Origin of the sequence: Blautia intestinalis, from assembly GCF_014297355.1 — a bacterium.
In the GTDB taxonomy this organism is placed as follows: domain Bacteria; phylum Bacillota; class Clostridia; order Lachnospirales; family Lachnospiraceae; genus Blautia_A; species Blautia_A intestinalis.
Genome location: NZ_JACOQE010000010.1, coordinates 1 through 20,613 on the forward strand (window position 1 = coordinate 1; position 20,613 = coordinate 20,613).

Sequence of the window (20,613 nt, forward strand, 5' to 3'; positions counted from 1 at the left end):
GGACATTTGCGAGCAAATGACACCGAATGACGAAGTCATGAGGTGACCGATTTCGAGCGAACGCATGGTCATGATCTGGTTGCAAATGTCAACATGTATGTGGTTTTGAAGATACGATAATAAAGCCGGAGCGGATAAAATCTGTTCCGGCTTTTATGTTTTATAAACACAGGCATATAAAGGGTGAACACATGGAATTTTATCAGTTAAAAATCACAAGAAAAGGAACAAAACCTCCGGTATGGAGACGCTGCCTGATACCGGCAGACACTAACTTTGGAAAAATGGCAGAAATGCTGCAGGACATTCTGGAATATCAGAGTACAGATCTGCATGAAATTGAATTTTTCCAGAAAAAAGTCAGAATTTCCAACCTGACTGCACAGGGAGCAGACACCGCAAAAGGAAACTATGAATATCTGGAAGCCAAAGATACAAAGACTTCAGAGTTTCTTGATACAGAAGCATGGTTTACTTTCCGCGTAAAAGAAGCGGATCTTCCGGAATACCGTGCAGATATTGAGAAAAAGGTTGAAGATGCAGAAATCAAAACAGCTGATGGTGTAAAGAAAGTTTCCACCCCGGTTATTTTGAAAGAGACAAAATCTTCGGACGATGATTTCTGGTCAAAAGAGTCAGAGGAAATCAATACACTTCTTAATAAAAAGTATGGTGTACTCGGACTTGCAGATGTGATCGCAAAGAAAATTACAGAGATGGAGCTGGAATCCGGAGCAGAGCAGCCGGAAGTTTCCTTTACAAGAAATCCGAAAGTAAAAGATTATCTGAATTCCTATAATAAAGAAGATCTGGTTGAAAGTGCAAAAGAACTGGAGATCCCGTATGAAGGACTTTCCAAAGAAGAGCTTGCAGAGCAGATTGCTGCGAAAGTGCTTGATCCGGAAGTGATGAAATCTATTTTTCTGCAGGCGGATGAATGGGAAATAGATGCTTTTGACCATGCATCTACAAGAAAATGTTTCCTTGCAACACATAAAGACTGGAAAGAACTGGAATGGTTCAGCAATAAGGGTTACATTGTAGCATACAGTGATAATCATGCAGAAGTTCCGCAGGAAGTTATTGCTGTTTATAATCAGATCAATACCCCGGAATTACAGGAAAAATGCCGTCAGCTCAGCTGGATGCGTTCCTGCCAGAGTATGATGGGACTGATTTATGCAATCGCACCACTCAAGATCGTATACCGCATGTACCGCAAACGCGATGGCTTCAGAGTGAACTATGAAAAGTTCATGGAAATTCTGAATGAGCTGTCTGAAAAAGATGATATATGCATCATAAAAGGTGATAAGATGATCTGGAAAGCGGTTCTTCAGGACAACCTTTATGAGAAGATCGAAGAGTTCCAGGGAGACAGAGACTTCTATATTCCGACAGTGGAAGAAACTCTGGACTATGCAAAACACGGATATCCTTCACAGGATGTTTCCTACAGAAAACTGGCTTCTTTCCTGAGAGATGAACTTCATATTTCAGAAGAAAAGATTGAAGAACTTCTTTACATTGTGTACAAAGAATTTTCCATGGATGGAATGCTTTCTGACATTATGGAAGAGTTCAAAAAACGTGATATTGTGCTTGATTCTGACCGCCAGATGGAGAGATTTGCTCCGATCATGATGGAAGTAAATAATAACACAAGAATGCTTGATTTCCGTGGATATACACCAAATGAGGTCAGCCGTGCCGAACAGGCTGCTGCCCCGGCACCGGTTGTTCCGGCGATGCCGTCTTTTGTACCGATGGCAAATACTCCGGCAGTAAATATGCAGCCGAAAAAGAAAGTATATCCGAATGATCCATGCCCGTGTGGAAGTGGAAAGAAATACAAGAAATGCTGCGGAAGAAACTGATATTTAACGACAGAATAGGGTTTATACAGAAAGGTTGAAACAAAAATGAAATTATTGATCGTGCGTCATGGTGATCCTGATTATTCTATAGATTCACTGACTGAGAAAGGCTGGAGAGAAGCAGAGCTTTTATCCAAAAAACTTTCAAAACTTGACATCAAAGATTTTTATGTTTCGACTATGGGACGTGCGAAGGATACAGCTTCGTGTACATTGAAAAAAATGAACCGCACAGCAACAGAATGCGACTGGCTTCGTGAGTTTGATGTACTGATCCATCGACCGGATGTGCCTGACCGCAAAATCTGTGCATGGGACTGGCTGCCGCAGGACTGGACACAGGATGAGCGTTTTTATCAGTATGATCACTGGTTTGAAAATGAAGCCATGCAGGAAGCCAACATGAAATATTATTATGATCAGGTAACCGGTGAATTTGATAAAGTTCTTGCAGAGCATGGTTATGTCCGTGACGGACACTATTATAGAGTAGAAAAAGCTAATAATGATACGCTTGTCTTCTTCTGTCATTTCGGGCTGGGCTGTGTGCTTATAAGTCACCTGCTCAGTATGTCGCCGATGGTACTCTGGCACAATCTGTGCGCAGCTCCGAGTTCTGTTACTACTTTGACAAGTGAAGAACGACGCAAAGGAATCGCAGGTTTCCGCATGAATTCCTATGGGGACATTTCCCATTTATATGCACATGATGAACCACCTGCATTTGCAGCACGTTTCTGCGAATGTTATGACAACGATGAACGACATGATTAAATAACAAAGACTATCCTTTTGGATAGTTCCATCTGTAATCCTCTTTTGATACAATTATTTTATGATAATTCGATTACATAAGATAAATTGTACGAATCAAAGGAGGATTATTTTTTATGAAGAGAAGGACACTGGCTTTAATACTGGCAGCGGCTCTGACAGTAACTAGCGTGGAAGGAACGGCGGTTATGGCAAGCGCAGCCGAGTTCACATCGGAGGCTGTGGAAGAAACAGAGGCAGAATTGGAGACTGCGCCGGAAGATAGTGCAGATGTAGCAGTTTTGTCGGATCAGGGGGATTCATCTGAGTTGAATGAGATTGAAATTTCTGACAGTGAATCACAGGATAGCGATAGCGCAGAAGAGCAGATTGATGTATTCGAAGAGACGCAGGACGGTGCGGATGAAGAGGGAATAGAGATCACCGATGAAGAAGCGTTGACAGATGCAGACGCAGAGAATGAGGAAACGAATATTGAAGTTTTTTCTGACGGAGATGAAAGCACACCGACACTGACTGGTATGGAAGTAAAGGGAATAAGTGAGAATACCATGCGTGACGGTGTGGCAGGGATAGACTATTATGTTGCAGTTCAGATTACGTTAAAATTTGCTGATGATACGTCTTCAGAGTTCATTTTTCCATTAGGTGAAACATCATATCGCGATGCTGAAAAGACAAAAGGATATACGATAAGGGCATCGCTGAGAAGAGGACCTGCAGGCGATGATTTGATGGGACAGAAATTGCCGAAGGGCAATTACTATCTGTATTTTAAATGTGATGAAGATGAAACTATAACCGCAGATATTCATGCATATATACATAATCTTGAAGAAGATGGAGTGTGCCAGAGTGAAATTATGATAGGAGAAACCCCCGTGATTTCGTTCAGAAATGCATACAGATATTATAAATTTGTGCCGCAAAGAGCCGGTATTTACCAGGGCAGCACGAGTTCAGCCTATTGCATTCCATGGATTGAAGATAAATCTGCGGGTGAAAGCACATCTTATAAAATCTATAAAAAACTTGAGGGCAGCAGGTGGGAGCTGAAAGCAAATGAACCGGTTTATTTTCAGATATATGGCGGAAATAAGGATAACCCTTCAAATACAACGGCAACTATTACTTTAAGCGAAGTGCCACAGCTTGAAAGTATCAGCACCACACAGTCAGAAGTTACTTTGCTTGAGAATTACGAAACTTGGTATGGTGAAGCAATTTCGCGCCTTCTGCGCTTTAACTATACGAATCAGGAACCTAAGGATTTTGACGTAAAATTTGGTTATGCAACGTACAGAGATCCTGATGGAAATACAGTAATGTCAGATCTTGTTTATGCAGATGGTGAAAATAAGGGAAAGTCGTTTGACTGGAACAATGCATATGTGCCGAAAGGTTCTTATACGTACATTTTTACATTAGAAAAAGATGGTCAGGAACTTATGAAAGTGAAGGTTCCAATAAAAGTAGAATCTCTGGCAGACCGTTATGCTCAGCTGAATAGCATCAAAGAAGGAACACAGGAAATAGATATAACCAACAGACAGTTTTATAAATTTGAACCGGAAGTAACCGGAGACTATATGATCAGCGCAGAAACAGGGCTGTCGTATTTAGTAATAGAAGTGAAGGAAGACGGAACAACTGAGCGTCTGAATGAAATTAACGGAAGGGTTTTGTACAAACTTGAACAGGGTCATAAATATATCATTGATATTTATAATCATACGACAGATACCACCAGTACGAACCTGACTCTGAAACGACTGACGAAAACGGAGTCTGTGGAAATTATATCTTATATGCCGCAGGAAATTAAGTGTATAGAGGGGCAGAAACCGGAATTCAATTTTATAAAAGTACGTATTAATACAGAAAAAGGTTCTGAGGTTAGAAAACTGAATTACGGTGGTATTCCCGGAGTGGAAACAGATTCATATGGAAAGACTCTGAAATATTCCTTATACAAAAAAGAAAATGATCAGTATACGGAAGTATACGATCCGGAAGCAGGAGAATATGTATACAGAGTATTTTATGATGGCATAGAAGCGACGACTTCTATTCCGGTACATATTGCTTCTTTTGAAGAAGTGGCTCCGCAGGATAGCTTAGAAGAAGGCGAGAGCAAGACACTTTCAGCGAAAGACAATCAGATTTCTGCAAGGTATCTGGCTAATTTCACAGGCAGACACCGGTTTGAATTTAATAAGAAGGTAAATGTGTATTGTGTTGGGGATACAGGTACATCAAAGACCTATTCAAACGTTTCGGAATTTTGCGAAAAACTTGTAAGAGGAAACGCGTACTATCTGTACATTACATCAGACACAGGACTTGAAGATCTTCAGGTCAAAGTTACGGAATTGCAGAAACCGGTGAAGCTGGAAATACTTGCAGATAAGAACGAATACATTGCGGGCATAGATGATCTGTCGAATATCAATCTTCGAACCAGAGTTACATACAGTGATGGGTCTGGGCAGATAATAGGAATGAATGATCCGGTATACGGAGGTATGCTGTCATACAGAGCCAGTACAGAAGGTGGAAAAACAGCGGAATACTACAGTCTACTGACAGAAGGAGAATGGAACTGTGTACCGTATATTTACGGACAGGGGAATGAAATCTCACTGAGTGGAACTGAGATAATCGGTACAACAATTAAGGTAACGATGCCGAATGCAGAGAATCTTGAGAAGCTTGAAGAGGGGGCTTCAAAGACTGTCGAACCTGTAAAACGTAAATTTTATAAATTTATACCGAAAACAAGTGCCGGTTATGAAGTGAAGGTTTCTGACGGAGCGACTGTAAATGTGTATTCAGTTTATAATGGCAGATTATCAAATCATGGAAGTAAGCCGACGCTGACTGAGAATGTAACATATTTTGTCATGGTTTCCACACCGTATTCTGTAGATTTGCAGATCAAGAAAAGAGAGGATGCAGAAGATGATGGATATGTGATGGATGAAAAGTATGATCAGACATTTGACCTCAATGACATGCATAGGGAGGAACCGCTTTATTTTACATTTAAACCGACTGAAACAGGGTATTATAAGTTCTGGACAGAAGGTAATGTATATCCATATGTTGCACTTTATGAAGAAGATGAGAAGATTGGAGAGGTTTATCCTTATGCGGCAGATAATGTTGTCCTGACAGCAAAACTGGAAAAAGGAAAAACTTATGGATATTTAGTGATCTGGGATCCATATAAGGGGTCAAATCTTACTGTACATTTTGCAAAGACAGAACATCAGAGCATCAAGAGTCTGGGATTGGTTCTGAAAAAAGGTGTGACAGAGGATGCAATGACAGTTATGAACGGAGTGCTGGATGTATATGATCTTCAGATTAATTATGCAGATCATTCCACTCTGGTTGAAGCTGCATCGGAATTCAGATCCTGGGGTTCATATGACTGTGAAGGAAGCGATGAATATGGCAATAAGTGGAAGATATTTGTAGATAACAGCGAAGCAGTGCTGGATGCAAAAGACACAAAGTACGAGATAAAACTGACATATTATGATCCTGAAGAGGAAAACAAATATCAGAATACGGTTTGGGTTCCGGTCAAAGGAATCGAGGGCATGAAGGCTATTGAAAATGGCACTTCTGTAAAACCATTCCAGAATAGTGGTGTAGATGCATATTTTACCTTTACACCATCTGAGTCAGGCGAATACATTATGCAGTTTGAGACAGAAGATGGAGAAGCGATACCATATGCTTATGCCTACAGTTATAATGTGCGATATAGTGACTTTCAGTCTATAGAAGTAAAGAGTGTACCTGCAGAGACACTTAACGAAAAAAGTGTAACTGCAATGCTTACCGGTGGTGAGACATATCTTGTCAGAGTCGGCAGAAGGAACATGGAATGTAACGGAAGCACCTCCTTCAAAATCGAAAAGGCAAAAACAGTAAAAAGTGTAGAAATCAAGAATAAACCGGATCAGAAGACGGTGTATAACACGGATGGTAATATAGAGGCTTCTCTGGAAGGACTGATTCTGACAGTTTACTACAAAGACGGAACTAAGGAAGATGTTGCTTATGGCGAAAACGATGCAGCAGGATATGGTATAACCGTAGAAGATAGGTATTGGAAAGATGCAGGTACCTACACAGTCACTGTATCACTTCGAAAGTATTATCTTCAGGTAGATTATAAGAGAGTAGATATTCCGGGTGAGATACAGACAGTGAATACAGGTATCAGTACAAAGATTCCTGCATCTGATCAGGTGGTTGTTCCGGTAATGTTTACCCCGGAAAAAACAGGTTATTATTTTGTTGATGTGGAAAATGGTTCTGTAAGCAGTGTACAAAAACTGGAAACACAGGAGTCAGCGCAGGCTCGGATGCGTGGAACAGGAACTTCTTCGGATGCCGGAGATACGCAGTATTTTGAAGCAGGTACTAGTTATAGGATCTACATTTATACAAATAAAAAAGAATCTACGGTGACCATCCGGGAAGGTGCATGCAAATGGGAAACAATTGCAGGAACCATTGTTAAAGCATCCTGTACAACCGGTGCATCCTGCAAACAGGAATGCAAAGTTCATAACCATACACGTGTGGTTGAAGGTGATAAAGCAGCCGGTCACGGTTACAGTTCATGGAAAGTAACGAGGGAAGCTGACTGTACGAGAGCCGGTGAGAAACAGAGAAGATGTGTTTATTGTGGTCATGTAGAGAAGGTACAGACGGAACCGGCTAAAGGACATAAATATAGTGACTGGAAAACGACAAAAGGAGCTACTGTCCTTGATATGGGACAGCAGGAACGTATCTGCAGCGTATGCAATGAAAAAGAGACAAAATCCATTGCGAAGCTGAAAGCAACGATCAGCTTGAATGTATCAGGCACGATCCCGCTTAAGACGAAACAGACCTTTACACCAAAAGTCACGATGGGAAAAGGCGACAAAGTTGTCTCCTGGAAATCCAGCAACAAAAAAGTTGTTTCTGTTGGCAGGAACGGTAAAGTAAAAGGTCTGAAAGCAGGCAAAACCGCAACGATCACGGTACAGCTTCAGAGCGGACTGAAAAAGAGCTTCAAGGTAAAAGTTCAGAAGAAAAATGTTGCAACAAAATCTCTGAAGGTGGTGAATGTATCCACCGGAAAGAAAGTTTCTTCGAAAGTAAGCCTGAAATGCAAACAGACACTGAAGCTTGCGACGACGGTTTCACCGATCACAAGCAAAGAGAAAGTGAAATACTCTTCCTCCAATAAGAAGGTTGCAAGTGTATCTTCCAAAGGTGTGATCAAAGCAAAGAAGAAAGGTAAAGCAACGATTACCGTGAAATCAGGCAAAAAGACTTACAAGATCAAAGTAACAGTCAAATAAAATATAAAATATTTCAGCAGAGAAAGCTATGCCGGGGGAAAACAATCCTCCGACATGGCTTTTTTTACTTTCAAAACAGGTCATTTCGCGATACAATGTACTAGGATGATAAAAATGAGTTTTATAAAATGTTCACTGATTTAAAAGAAGAGGTGGAAGACAATTAGTTATAAATTTTCGGATTAAATATAAAGGAGAAAATATTTGATTTCAAAGACAATGCGCACGATCTTACACGCACTATCTTATGGGAATATTGAGGTGGAAGCATCCAGGCGGCTGGCAGATATCAAGAAGCTGGATGCGATGCGGATTTTTTTTAAGACATTAGATACAAAGGTTTATAATGGGAATCACGAGGTGCCGGTGCGGCTTTATTTTCCATCGGAGGAAGCCATGAGCGGCGATGTAGTAGAGGGAGAAAAATATCCGGTACTGCTGTTTTTTCATGGCGGCGGCTGGGTGACTGAAAGCATCGAAAATTATGACCGGGTATGCAGCCGGATGGCGCAGTCCACCGGACATATTGTGATGTCGGTGGAGTACCGCCTGGCACCGGAATACCGTTTTCCGATTCCGTTTGAAGACTGTTATGAGGCGGCAAAAGCACTCTATACAGGGCGGTTGATATTACCTGCTGATCCGGATCGAATCACGATCATCGGAGACAGTGCGGGCGGAAATCTGGCAGCGGCGGTTTGCCTGAAGGCCCGTGACACAGGAGATTTCACACCAAAGAAACAGATCCTGATCTATCCGGCAGTAAATAACTGTTATACAGCAAAATCACCCTACAGATCCGTGCAGGAAAACGGAGGAGACTATCTCCTCACGGCAGCCAAAATGGAAGATTATCTGACCCTGTATGAGAGCTGTGCAGAGGACCGAAATAATCCGTATTTCTCTCCGCTGATGGAAAAAGACTATACAAATTTACCTGACACACTGATTCTTACAGCGGAATTTGACCCTCTCCGTGATGAGGGCGAAGAATATGGAAAACGATTAAAAGAAGCCGGAAATCATGTAGAAATACACAGGATTTCGGATGCACTTCATGGTTATTTTGCACTTGGAATCAGATTTTTGCATGTGCAGGAAAGTTTTGATATTATGAATCGTTTTTTAAGTAAAGGAAGCGAATAAACGTGGAAAAAGGATACTCAAAATGGAGAAAATTAGATAATGCGGCACTGGCTTTTCCACTTGTAACAGACAAAAATGATACCAGAGTTTTTCGGTTTTACTGTCAGTTAAAAGAGACTGTAGACAGTGAAATTCTGCAGCGGGCACTGGACCAGACAATGGAGAAATATCCGTTGTTCCGTGCAGTTCTGCGAAAGGGACTGTTCTGGTTCTATCTGGAGCGAAGGGATATAGATGCATTTGTAAAAGAGGAAAAGAGACCACCGTGCAGTAGCCTGTATATACCGGATAAAAAAAGCCTTTTATTTCAGGTGAGTTATTACAAAAACCGCATTAATTTTGAGGTGTATCATGCGTTGACAGACGGTACCGGAGCAATGAATTTCTTAAGTGAACTGGTACAGAATTATCTGATTCTGATGCATCCGGAGGCAGATTTACCACGTGTGGAACATCCGGAGGAACCAACACCCGGAGCGCAGGAAGAAGACAGCTTTTCACAGTATTATTCCTCGGATATTCCGAAAAACAAAGAGAAAAAACAGTCAGCTGTGAAGCTGAAAGGCGAAAAATTACTGCATGCAGATATGCAGATCACAGAGGTAGTTGTCCCGGTAAAGGAGACGCTGGCGAAAGCTCGCTCTTATGGTGTTTCGATTACGGTTCTGCTTACTGCAATGTTACTTTGTTCGATACATGAGGAGATTCCGAAGAATCGGCAGAAGAAGCCAGTTGCATTGATGATTCCGGTCAATCTGCGCAATTATTTTCCGTCTCAGTCGATGGGGAATTTTTTCGGATGGATTGAAGTTGGATATACTTTTTCTGATGAGACAACCTTTCAGGATGTATTATATGACGTAAAAAAACAGTTCAAAGAGAAGCTTGTAAAAGATAAAATAGCGATGGATATGAACGGATATGTGCGTCTGGAAAAGAATCCGGTAATACGTGCAGTGCCGCTTGAAATCAAGAGATACTTTATGATGGCGGGGGCGACTCTTGGCAGCAGGAGTATTACAGCGGTATATTCGAATATCGGGATTCTGCGTTTTCCAGAAGCGTATAAAACCTACATTGAACGGTTTGGTATCTTTGCAAGTACCAATTCATTGCAGCTTTGTTCCTGTTCATATGAAGATCAGATGGTGCTTGGATTTACATCCAAAATTTCAGATGACAGCATTCAGAAGAACTTTATGCGGATGCTCCGTGAGGAAGAAATTCCATATAAAGAAGAGAAAAATGACTTTCCCGGAGGTGGGGAGCAGCAGAAAAAAGAAGAGAAAAAGGTTTTACAGACATTCAGTTTTCTGTGTCTTGCCGTAGCTGTGATCTGTGGGATGATCAACTATCTGATGCTGGAGACACTGAACTGGTTCTGGTTTGCTGCGGCCGGCTGTTTGTGTGCATGGCTTGTTGTCGGAGTGGCATATTTTAAACGCAGAAACATCCTCAAAAACCTGGCATGGCAGTTGCTGCTCATTACGATTTTGTGCGTATTATGGGATCATTTCATCGGATGGAAAGGCTGGTCCGTAGATTTTGTATTTCCGTTTGGGGCGCTTGCGGTGCTTGGAAGTGTTCCTGTAATCGCAAAGGTCAGCCATCTGGAGAGGGAAGAATATTTGTATTATCTGCTTCAGGCGGCGATGATCGGATGCCTTCCGGTAGTTCTTATCTGGATCGGAATCATAAAATATACGATGCCTTCCGTACTTTGTACAGGCATCAGTTTTCTGGTTCTGGCGGGGATGTTTATCTTCCGAAAGAAAGATACATTAAGAGAATTTCGAAAAAAACTGAGAATGTAAAATGTGATTTACGAGAAAGGAAAATACCGATGTTAGAATGTGATTATGAAGTGAAACAGATTGATGGAGATTATGCACATCTGCAGAGAATCGACAGACCGGAGGAAGAACTGAAGCTGGTGGCGAGGGCACTGCTTCCGATGGAAATCTATGAAGGATGTATTCTACATTATGAAATGATGCAGTATTCCATGAAATAGAGGAGCAGGAAGCGGAGTTGTCTGCAATGCTCTGAGAAAAACCTCGGGAGAAAGTTATGGAACAGTATTACTACAACCATATGAATAAACAGGAACAGGCTGCCTATCATGGAATCCTTCAGGGACTTTCCGGACTGGCGGATGAGTTTCAGATTCCGGCACTGGACGGAGAGACTTTGTATAATGTCTTTTTCCAGCTGCGTCTGGATCATCCGGAGATTTTCTGGGCAACGGGATATAAATACCGATATTACAAAGAATCACCGAATATTATTTTTGTTCCGGAATATCTGTTTGATAAAGGCAAAATAAAAGAGCATCAGAAAGCAATGAAATCCAGAGTTGAAAAGCTTGTGCGTCCGGCGAAAAACATATCCGAATGGGAAAAAGAGAAATATGTACATGATTTTATATGTCAGAATGTACACTATGACAAGCTCAAAAAGGCATATTCTCATGAGATCATCGGACCGCTCGGACAGGGCGTGGGTGTCTGCGAGGGCATTGCAAAGGCAGTAAAAGTCCTTCTGGATGCGCTGGGCGTCTGGTGCGTGATCGCAATATGTGGAAACAATCCGGAAAAAGGTATCAAATATCGTCATACCTGGAACATTGTCCGGATCGGAGGGACGTATTATCATCTGGATGCGACTTTTGATAATACACTCGGAAACAGTGATAAAGTCGAAGATATTCGTTATGATTATTTCAATCTTGATGACAAAAGTATCTTCCGGGATCATGAGCCACTGATCGCAGCAGCACCTCATTGTACAGATCACGATCACTTTTATTACCGGGAAAAGAAGCTGTCTTTTACAAAGACAGAAGATGTGTATAAACGTTCACTTCAGGCAGCAAAAAAAGGAAAAACGCTGACATTTCACTGGAGAGGCGGTTACCTGACAAGAGAAGTTCTGAATGAACTGCTTGGACTTATCCGTAAGGCCGGTGAAGAAAAAAACAAGACAGCAGCAGTCAATATCAACTGGCCGCAGGCTGTGCTGCGTCTGCATTATACAGAAGCACAGCTGCAGGAATGCATCACAATGGAAGATGCAAATGAAGGGGAAAAGGAATAACAGATACACGGCAGTACAATGGTAATAAAAGGGGAGACAGACATGCTTGAGACATTTAATGTTTTACGTATTGATGAGCCGGACTTCGGATGTGAGGGACGTCCGGACGGGATGGCAGTGAAGGACAATGTCCTTCTGAAAAGTAATTATACAGGTGAAGAAATGACAGTCAGAGAGAAGGATGCCCGGCTGTATGAGCTGGATATCAATGAAGGAGATCAGGTATTTCTGATCGATGGTGAGATGCGTAAGATTCGCTGAGATGATGTGCCCTGACTGAACGTGGCTTACGGAGTGTTGATAAAAATAGACTAGAAAGTGCAGGAAGATAGATGGAATTAAATATTCTTGACTGGTTCCAGACGTTACATACACCGATTCTGGATAAAATTATGACATCAATCACAAAGCTGGGGGATGCGGGGATTTTCTGGATTGTCCTGACACTGCTTTTTCTTATCATACCAAAGATGAGAAAAACAGGAATCATTATGGCAGCAGCACTGATCATGGATTTGCTGATCTGCAATGTAGCAGTAAAAAATCTGGCAGCAAGAACAAGACCATACGATGTAAACACCAGCGTGCAGCTGCTGGTGGCAAAGCTTCATGATTATTCATTCCCATCGGGACATACGGCCGCATCTTTTGCTTCGGTTACCGCGTTATATCTCGCAGGTGAAAAGAAGCTCTGGAAACCGGCACTGGTACTTGCCTGTCTGATCGCAGTATCGAGATTATATCTGTATGTCCATTATCCGACGGATGTTCTGGGTGGTATGGTTTTTGGAATCCTGGCAGGATATGTGGGCTACCGGCTGGTGAAATTTCTGGAAGCAAAGCTTTCCGGAAGGAAGAATGCAGGGAATCAGATACGGGGGTAACGACATGCACAGGATAAGACAATCCATTCAGTTTTATGGAAGAGTTCAGGGTGTGGGCTTCCGCTACAAACTTGGTTATCTGGCAGACAAATACAGTGTGACCGGATGGGCGAGAAATGAATATGACGGATCGGTTTCGACAGAACTGCAGGGGCTGGAAGAAGATATTGACAAGATCGTACAGGCACTTTACAATGACCGGTATATAGAGATTGACGATATCCGAAGACGTGAGATTTCTGTGGATGAGGAAGAACGAAGATTCGGAGTTCGGTATTAAAGGAGGACGCACGAGTGGACGAATTATATCAGGCAATTGAGGAGAAGATCAAAGCAGCAGGATATCCGCGAGAGATTTCCGGCCAGGCTGTTTATGAAGATATCTGTGATCAGATCGAGGGAAAAGAAAACGGCAGTTATGTGTTACTGTCCAAATTTGAGGATGATGTGATTTTTGAGTATCACATTACGATTATGGATCATGAATTTAATCTCGGGATTCTCACGATGAGACTTCCGGAAGGCATATATGCGGCAAACTTTGATGAAGACTGATAAATCGGAGCAGGTGAAAACCTGCTCTTTTTGCAAATGAATGACGCAAGGGGGGAATCAACATGTGGATTTTATTTGCGGTGGGGGTTGTACTTATCACACTGGGAACTGTACTGATGACGATGGTGTAAAGATTAGGAGTTAGAGATTATGGGATATTTCTATTTTGTAAGACACGGACAGACTGTATGGAATGTAGCGAACAAAATTTGTGGTGCAACAGATATCGAACTGACAGAAAAAGGCCATCAGCAGGCAATTGAGACAGGACAGGAAATTCTGCGACAGGGAATTCAGGCAGATGAGATTCTTTATTCTCCGCTGATGCGTGCGGCAGACACAGCAAAACATATTTCAGAGATTACAGGCATTCCGGCACGTGTTGAGCCGAGATTGATTGAGCAGAATTTCGGAAAATATGAGTCAACTCCACGTAACGGGGAAGAGTTCCGGAAGGCAAAACAGCAGTTTGTGACCAGATATGAAGGAGGAGAATCCATGCTTCATCTGGCACAGAGGATTTATAATCTTCTCGATGAGATCCGGAAGGAGTCTGATCATAAAACATATATTCTTGTAGCACATAATGGAATTTCCAGAGTCATCCAGTCCTATTTCTATGAGATGACAAACGAAGAGTACGCAGCTTTCGGGGTTAAAAACTGCGAAGTCAGACGGTTTGATTTTGAATAATCGACAAAATATTACAAATTATCTGCATTATGTTTAAAGGATTTACAGGTTGTACGGTTTACTGCAATATGCTATAATACACACTTGAATACTAGGTTAAAAGGAGCGCTTTATAGTGACTATTCATGATAAATATAGAGTACTACAGGAGAATCTCAAAGCACTGGGAAGTGTAGCAGTTGCGTTTTCAAGTGGAGTGGATTCTACATTTCTTCTGAAGGCGGCGCAGGAAGCTCTTGGTGACAAGGTGATCGCGGTTACGGCGAGTTCCTGTTCTTTCCCGAAGAGAGAATTAGAAGAAGCAAAAGCATTCTGTGAAAAAAACGGAATCCGTCAGATCATCGTTGAATCCGAAGAGCTGGATATCGACGGTTTTCGCCAGAATCCGAAGAACCGTTGTTATCTGTGCAAACACGAATTGTTTGAGAAAATCTGGGAGATTGCGAAGGAGAACGGCATGAACGCTGTAGCCGAAGGCTCCAATATGGATGACAACGGAGACTACCGTCCGGGTCTGATCGCAGTTAAGGAGCTTGGCGTCAGCAGCCCACTTCGCCAGGCAGAGCTCTCGAAGGCTGAGATCCGCGAACTGTCCAAAGAAATGGGACTTCCGACCTGGGATAAACAGTCCTTTGCATGTCTTTCTTCACGGTTTGTATACGGGGAGACAATCAATGAGAAAAAGCTTGGCATGGTTGATAAAGCAGAGCAGCTTCTCCTTGACATGGGATTCCATCAGGTACGCGTCCGTATCCACGGAAATATCGCAAGAATCGAAGTCCTTCCGGGAGAAATCGCAAGGATCGTTGAAGAAGAAAACAGAACGCAGATTGCATCAAAACTGAAAGAATATGGGTTTGATTATGTGACACTGGATCTTCTGGGCTACCGCACCGGAAGTATGAACGAAACACTCGAAGATAAGGAGATTAAGAAATAAATGTTGAATCAGTTTTCCAGAACACAGCTTTTATTTGGCAAAGAGGCGATGGAGAAGCTGGCCGGCTCCCGTGTTGCCGTATTTGGAATCGGCGGAGTTGGCGGTTATACTGTCGAGGCACTTGTACGAAGCGGAGTCGGAGCAATCGACCTGATCGATGATGACAAAGTATGTCTGACAAATCTCAACAGACAGATCATTGCAACCAGAAGTACAGTTGGTAAATACAAGGTAGATGTCATGAAAGAACGTATTCTGGACATCAATCCGAAGGTCGAAGTGAATGTTCATAAATGTTTCTACCTGCCGGAAACAAAGGATGAATTTGATTTTTCGCAGTATTCTTATGTGGTAGATGCGGTAGATACGGTGACTGCGAAAATCCAGCTTGTCATGGAGGCAAAAGAAGCCGGAGTTCCGATCATCAGCAGCATGGGTGCGGGAAACAAGCTGGATCCGACTGCTTTTGAAGTGGCTGACATTTATAAAACATCTGTCTGCCCGCTGGCGAAGGTCATGCGGCGTGAATTAAAGAAACGTGGAGTGAAAAAACTCAAAGTAGTCTATTCAAAAGAACAGCCGACCAGACCGATTAAAGATATGTCAATCAGCTGTCGTACTAACTGCATCTGTCCTCCGGGAGCTGCACATAAGTGTACGGAGCGTCGTGATATTCCGGGATCCACTGCATTTGTACCGTCTGTAGTCGGTCTTATCATTGCTGGAGAAGTACTCAAAGATCTTGCGGCAAAGTAAATTTGACGCATATCAAAACTAAATAAGAAATCCCTGTTTCGGGCTGTTATCATGCGGTATATCGAATGAAATCGCGGATAATGGCCCGTTTTGGACTTGCTTTATATAGTTAAAACGAATTAATGATAAGATAAAGATATCATTTTGACTCGTAACTGTGAGGGGACTGAACGGTTACCGTATTTCTATACAAAGGAGAAAGTTCGTATGAGAAGAAATAGAAAGAGTAGAATTCTTGCAATTTTGCTTGTTGTGTCGATGATCGGAAGTTCTGCGATTTATGTTCAGGCGGCAGAGGTAAGTATTACTCCGGCAGCAGAAGCCGAAGATCCGGATAAGGATGTCGAGATATGTGGTGAAGAACATAAGATGAAGGAAGTGCAGGTAGTGGAGCCTACATGCACAGAAGCAGGATATGTACTCTGGAAATGTCCGAGCTGTGGCTACGAGGAAAAACGTGACCTCAAAAAGGCACTTGGTCATGATCTTGAGGTGGTTTCTACAGAAGAGGCCACAGAAGATACTCCGGGAAAAGTTGTTTATAGATGTAAAAGAGAAAACTGTGATTATACAGAGACCATACCGATTCCTGGCAAAGAACCGGGTACAGAGGGAAAAGAAGACGACAAGGATAACGACAAAGACAATAACCCGGGAAACGGTGAAAAGTCAGATGTGCCAGCTGATCCGAACGAAAATGATAAGACTGATAACAATGGTGAGACAAAGCCGGATACCGGAAATGAATCCGGCAAAGATTCTGATAAGACAGAGGAACCGGTGATTGATGAAGAAGAACTCCCGGATGTTGATGTTGATGAGGAATATGCAACTTATGCTTCCTCCACTTCTACAGAAGTTGTAGCAGAATATGATCCGACAACGGCTTCTCACACGATCAAAGTAGCGAAAGATGCAAAGCATCCGGAGGAAGTCGAGGAGATCGAGGGAAAAACTGTCGCAGATAATACAGCCAGAATCAGCAGAGATGAGCAGGGGAACATTACAGATTTTGCGATATCTACAGAGATTGAAAAGATCAAAAACGGATTTTCACTGACCAGTGAAGCGAAAACACTGAAATCCATTTCCATTATAAATGCGAAAGACCCATCAAATGACTGGTTTACTTTAAATGCAGGCAAACCGGCAGGTGAACTTGGCATTCACGTAGAGTATACAAAAGATGAAATAGTTTTGACTCTGACGGAAAACAAGAAGACAGTGAATATTGTAAAAGTTACAGAGGATGAAACTACGATTACAATGAAAACTTCGACCGGCGGAAGTTTTGTGATCAGAAAAAATCTTCAGAAGTTTTCAACAGATCTTGACGGTGCAGTTAAGGGAACAAAGAACCGGATCGTACTGAAAGGTACAGAAGGTGCGAAACCATCTGCGGGATTGTCTTATGTGAAAGAAACTGAAAATAAAGAAAACGCTGAAGACTCTGCAAATGCAGATGAAAATGCAAATGAAGAACATTACTGGATCAGAGCTTACAACGATGAGGTGGAGGATCCAATTGTGATCACTGTTTATAAGAAATAAAAATTAACGGGGCATATCAAAGCGATATGCCCCGTTGATATTAGTATTCGCCTACAACTGTAGCTTTAAGCAGGTTGGTGTTTCCGGAACGTCCAAGCGGAACTCCGACAGTCAGAACAACGACATCGCCTTTTTTTACATAGCCGTTTTCTTCGGCAGCTTCTGTGGCGTGAAGGAGAAGGATCTCCATGCTGTATTCTTCTTTTGTCAGGATCGGAGCAACACCCCATATCATGTTTAACTGACGCCATGTACGTTCATCCGGAGTACATGCGATGATCTGGCATCCCGGACGATATTTGGAAACCATTCGTGCAGTGTTGCCGGAACGGGTAACTGCGATGATGGCTTTTGCATTCAGGTCGATGGCTGTCATGCAGGTAGCATGAGAAATTGCAGTCGTTACGTTGGTAGTGTCACCTTTTATACGAACACTGAACTGTTGGTTGTATTCAACATCAGCTTCTGTACGGCGGGCAATCTTGACCATCGTCTTGAGTGCTTCGATCGGATATTTACCGGCAGCAGTTTCACCGGAAAGCATGATCGCACTCGTTCCCTGATAGATGGCATTGGCAACGTCTGTAGTCTCTGCACGTGTCGGACGCGGATTCTTGATCATGGAATCCAGCATCTGAGTTGCTGTGATAACCTGTTTGCCGGCACTGTATACTTTGGAAATGATATCTTTCTGAATAACCGGAACGTCTTCAAGCGGGATCTCAACACCCATATCACCACGGGCGATCATGATACCGTCTGCGGCTTCGATGATACTGTCGATGTTGTCAACACCCTGCTGGTTCTCGATCTTTGCGATGATCTTGATGTCGTGGCCGCCATTTTTTTCGAGGATATCGCGGATCTCTTTGACATCGGCTGCTGTTCTGGTAAAGGAAGCAGCGATGAAATCATATCCTTCTTTGATGCCGAAAAGGATATCGTCATGGTCTTTCGGGCTGATAAATGGCATATTTACCTCTACGCCCGGAAGGTTTACACCTTTTTTGTTGCCGAGGACACCACCATTTATAACGGTACAGACAATGTCATGACCTTTGATCTTTTTGACTTCAAGTCCGATCAGACCATCATCGATCAGAATGCTGTTGCCAGGTTTGACATCTTTATATAAATCCTTGTAGGTAACAGAAACGATTTTTTCATTTCCTTCGATCTCATCTGCAGTCAGAGTAAATTCCTGACCTTCCTTCAGAGTGATCTTTCCATCTGCAAATTCGCAGATACGAATTTCAGGACCTTTTGTATCGAGAAGCGCTGCAACTGGTTTGTTAAGACGTGTGCGGATTTCTTTTAATTTATCAATACGGCCTTTCTGTTCATCGTGTAAACCATGAGAGAAGTTAAAACGTGCTACATTCATTCCTTCTTTAATTAATTCTTCCAGAACACCGTCTTTGTCAGTAGACGGACCAAGGGTACAGATAATTTTTGTTTTGCGCATTCAAATTCCTCCTACTTTTCCTAAAAAATACACCTTTATTCTAACATATAATTTTCATTGTACAAGTTAAGTTTTTGATAAAATACATGTTAAATTTATAACATAATATCAAAGATTATGAGAGCAGTTTAATACAAAACAATCTTTGAGATCTAAAATGAAAGAAGCCGCCATACCAGTTTAAAATCTGGTATGACGGTTGATATATTTTGCCTTATATTTAGAATATACGATCGTCTGATCTTTATACAGTCCGTAATAACCGGAAACAGCATAGCTGATGGAAACTGCGATCAGATAATAGGAAACACCACGGAATCCGAAGAGTTCAAATGCGATCAGGATCGAGGTGATCGGGCAGTTGGTAACACCGCAGAAAAGTGCTGCCATTCCGGCGGCCGCGCAGATAGACGGGGAAAGTCCTATCAGATGCCCCATGAGACATCCGAAAGTTGCGCCGATGCAGAACGACGGAACAATCTCACCACCGCGGAATCCGGCACGCATGGTCAGCGCGGTCAGAAGAATTTTCCAGAAGAAATCCAGTGGACGCGTCTGTCCCTCTTCAATGGCAAGCTCGATCAGATTGTTGCCTGCGCCCATGTAATCAGTAGTTCGTAAAAGCAAAGTGATCGCAATGATGATCGCACTGGCGGCAGCAATACGAATATAGGGGTTCTTGAAATATTTCGTGTAAAGTTTGCTGATTCCCTGTAATGTCATGCAAAAAATGATACTGATCGCGGCACACGCGACAGCGACGAGAACCATTTTCAGACCGGTTTCCACAGTAAGATCCGGAATATCTACAACGTGAAAAGATTCTGGATGGATTCCGAAGTTGGCAGCAAATTCCGAAGCAATAATAGAAGATATCACGCATGGAACCAGTGCTGCATAGTACATGATACCGACGCTGACCACTTCCATGGAAAAAACAGCCGCAGCCATCGGAGTACCGAAAACAGCGGAGAAAGCAGCGCTCATTCCACACATGACCATGACGTGACGGTCTTCTTCGTCGAGACGGAACCAGCTTCCGAGCTGATTACCGATGCTTCCGCCAAGCTGGATCGCTGCACCTTCACGTCCGGCAGAACCACCGGCAAAGTGTGTCAGGATCGTAGAAATGAAAATCAGCGGAGCAGAATGGAAGGGAACGTCATCCTGTGAGCGGATGGTGGAAAGTACCTGATTGGTGCCGCCATCGTCCTGTCCGAGTTTCTGATAGAGAAAGACGATGACAAGGCCGGCAGCGGGCAGCAGAAAGAACACCCAGAAGTGTTCTATGCGGTAAGTTGTAACAAATTTCAGTGCACGTGCAAAAAGACTGCTGATGAAACCGACCGTCAGCCCGGTCAGGACTGCGAGAAGCAGCCACTTGATCAGATTTGTCATGTCATACTGGATGTGCCCGGCATAATAGTGCAGATCGTGAGTTCTTTCCGGATTTTTATTATCCTGTGTGTTGTTCATAAGCTTCCCCAAAAGTTAAATAGTG

General features: G+C 42.6%; 17 protein-coding genes. 15 read left to right on the forward strand and 2 right to left on the reverse strand.

The window, feature by feature from the left end:
• Window positions 1–191: 191 nt before the first annotated feature.
• From H8Z79_RS13220 to H8Z79_RS13290, 15 genes are all read left to right on the forward strand, one after another.
• The gene (locus H8Z79_RS13220) at window positions 192–1,877 is read left to right on the forward strand and encodes an IS1096 element passenger TnpR family protein (protein WP_225877000.1); all 1,686 of its coding nucleotides are present in this window, start codon (window positions 192–194) and stop codon (window positions 1,875–1,877) included.
• Window positions 1,878–1,922: 45 nt separating this feature from the next.
• Entirely contained in the window at window positions 1,923–2,651 is a 729-nt protein-coding gene (locus H8Z79_RS13225) for a histidine phosphatase family protein (protein WP_187002871.1), read from the forward strand.
• Between the two features lie 116 nt (window positions 2,652–2,767).
• Window positions 2,768–8,026: an Ig-like domain-containing protein gene (locus tag H8Z79_RS13230; RefSeq protein ID WP_187002872.1), complete on the forward strand. Its 5,259-nt coding sequence runs from the start codon at window positions 2,768–2,770 to the stop codon at window positions 8,024–8,026.
• Between the two features lie 219 nt (window positions 8,027–8,245).
• The gene (locus tag H8Z79_RS13235) at window positions 8,246–9,172 is read left to right on the forward strand and encodes an alpha/beta hydrolase (RefSeq protein ID WP_187002898.1); all 927 of its coding nucleotides are present in this window, start codon (window positions 8,246–8,248) and stop codon (window positions 9,170–9,172) included.
• A 2-nt stretch (window positions 9,173–9,174) separates the two neighbouring features.
• On the forward strand, window positions 9,175–10,986 hold the full coding sequence (locus H8Z79_RS13240; RefSeq protein ID WP_187002873.1) for a DUF6320 domain-containing protein: 1,812 nt from the start codon (window positions 9,175–9,177) through the stop codon (window positions 10,984–10,986).
• Window positions 10,987–11,015: 29 nt separating this feature from the next.
• The gene (locus H8Z79_RS13245; protein WP_015540605.1) at window positions 11,016–11,186 is read left to right on the forward strand and encodes a hypothetical protein; all 171 of its coding nucleotides are present in this window, start codon (window positions 11,016–11,018) and stop codon (window positions 11,184–11,186) included.
• A 56-nt stretch (window positions 11,187–11,242) separates the two neighbouring features.
• A complete protein-coding gene (locus H8Z79_RS13250) occupies window positions 11,243–12,268 on the forward strand; it encodes a transglutaminase domain-containing protein (protein WP_187002874.1) in 1,026 nt (341 codons plus the stop codon).
• 42 nt (window positions 12,269–12,310) lie between these two features.
• Window positions 12,311–12,529: a hypothetical protein gene (locus H8Z79_RS13255; protein ID WP_015540607.1), complete on the forward strand. Its 219-nt coding sequence runs from the start codon at window positions 12,311–12,313 to the stop codon at window positions 12,527–12,529.
• A gap of 71 nt (window positions 12,530–12,600) precedes the next feature.
• Window positions 12,601–13,152: a phosphatase PAP2 family protein gene (locus H8Z79_RS13260; RefSeq protein ID WP_187002875.1), complete on the forward strand. Its 552-nt coding sequence runs from the start codon at window positions 12,601–12,603 to the stop codon at window positions 13,150–13,152.
• Window positions 13,153–13,156: 4 nt separating this feature from the next.
• On the forward strand, window positions 13,157–13,432 hold the full coding sequence (locus tag H8Z79_RS13265; protein ID WP_117942713.1) for an acylphosphatase: 276 nt from the start codon (window positions 13,157–13,159) through the stop codon (window positions 13,430–13,432).
• A 14-nt stretch (window positions 13,433–13,446) separates the two neighbouring features.
• Window positions 13,447–13,707 carry a hypothetical protein gene (locus tag H8Z79_RS13270; RefSeq protein WP_118049082.1) on the forward strand — a complete coding sequence of 87 codons (261 nt, stop codon included), beginning with the start codon at window positions 13,447–13,449 and terminating at the stop codon, window positions 13,705–13,707.
• A gap of 150 nt (window positions 13,708–13,857) precedes the next feature.
• Window positions 13,858–14,400, forward strand: a complete 543-nt coding sequence (locus H8Z79_RS13275) for a histidine phosphatase family protein (RefSeq protein WP_187002876.1) — start codon at window positions 13,858–13,860, stop codon at window positions 14,398–14,400.
• Between the two features lie 115 nt (window positions 14,401–14,515).
• Window positions 14,516–15,340, forward strand: a complete 825-nt coding sequence (gene larE / locus H8Z79_RS13280; RefSeq protein ID WP_330607582.1) for an ATP-dependent sacrificial sulfur transferase LarE — start codon at window positions 14,516–14,518, stop codon at window positions 15,338–15,340.
• The gene (locus H8Z79_RS13285) at window positions 15,341–16,096 is read left to right on the forward strand and encodes a tRNA threonylcarbamoyladenosine dehydratase (protein WP_187002877.1); all 756 of its coding nucleotides are present in this window, start codon (window positions 15,341–15,343) and stop codon (window positions 16,094–16,096) included.
• Window positions 16,097–16,303: 207 nt separating this feature from the next.
• Window positions 16,304–17,647, forward strand: a complete 1,344-nt coding sequence (locus H8Z79_RS13290; protein ID WP_187002878.1) for a hypothetical protein — start codon at window positions 16,304–16,306, stop codon at window positions 17,645–17,647.
• 40 nt (window positions 17,648–17,687) lie between these two features.
• Here H8Z79_RS13290 and pyk read toward each other — a convergent pair whose 3' ends face one another.
• Together pyk and H8Z79_RS13300 are read right to left on the reverse strand one after the other, a co-directional pair.
• Window positions 17,688–19,112: a pyruvate kinase gene (gene pyk, locus H8Z79_RS13295; RefSeq protein WP_015540614.1), complete on the reverse strand. Its 1,425-nt coding sequence runs from the start codon at window positions 19,110–19,112 to the stop codon at window positions 17,688–17,690.
• Window positions 19,113–19,292: 180 nt separating this feature from the next.
• Entirely contained in the window at window positions 19,293–20,588 is a 1,296-nt protein-coding gene (locus H8Z79_RS13300) for a chloride channel protein (RefSeq protein ID WP_187002879.1), read from the reverse strand.
• Window positions 20,589–20,613 lie beyond the last annotated feature (25 nt).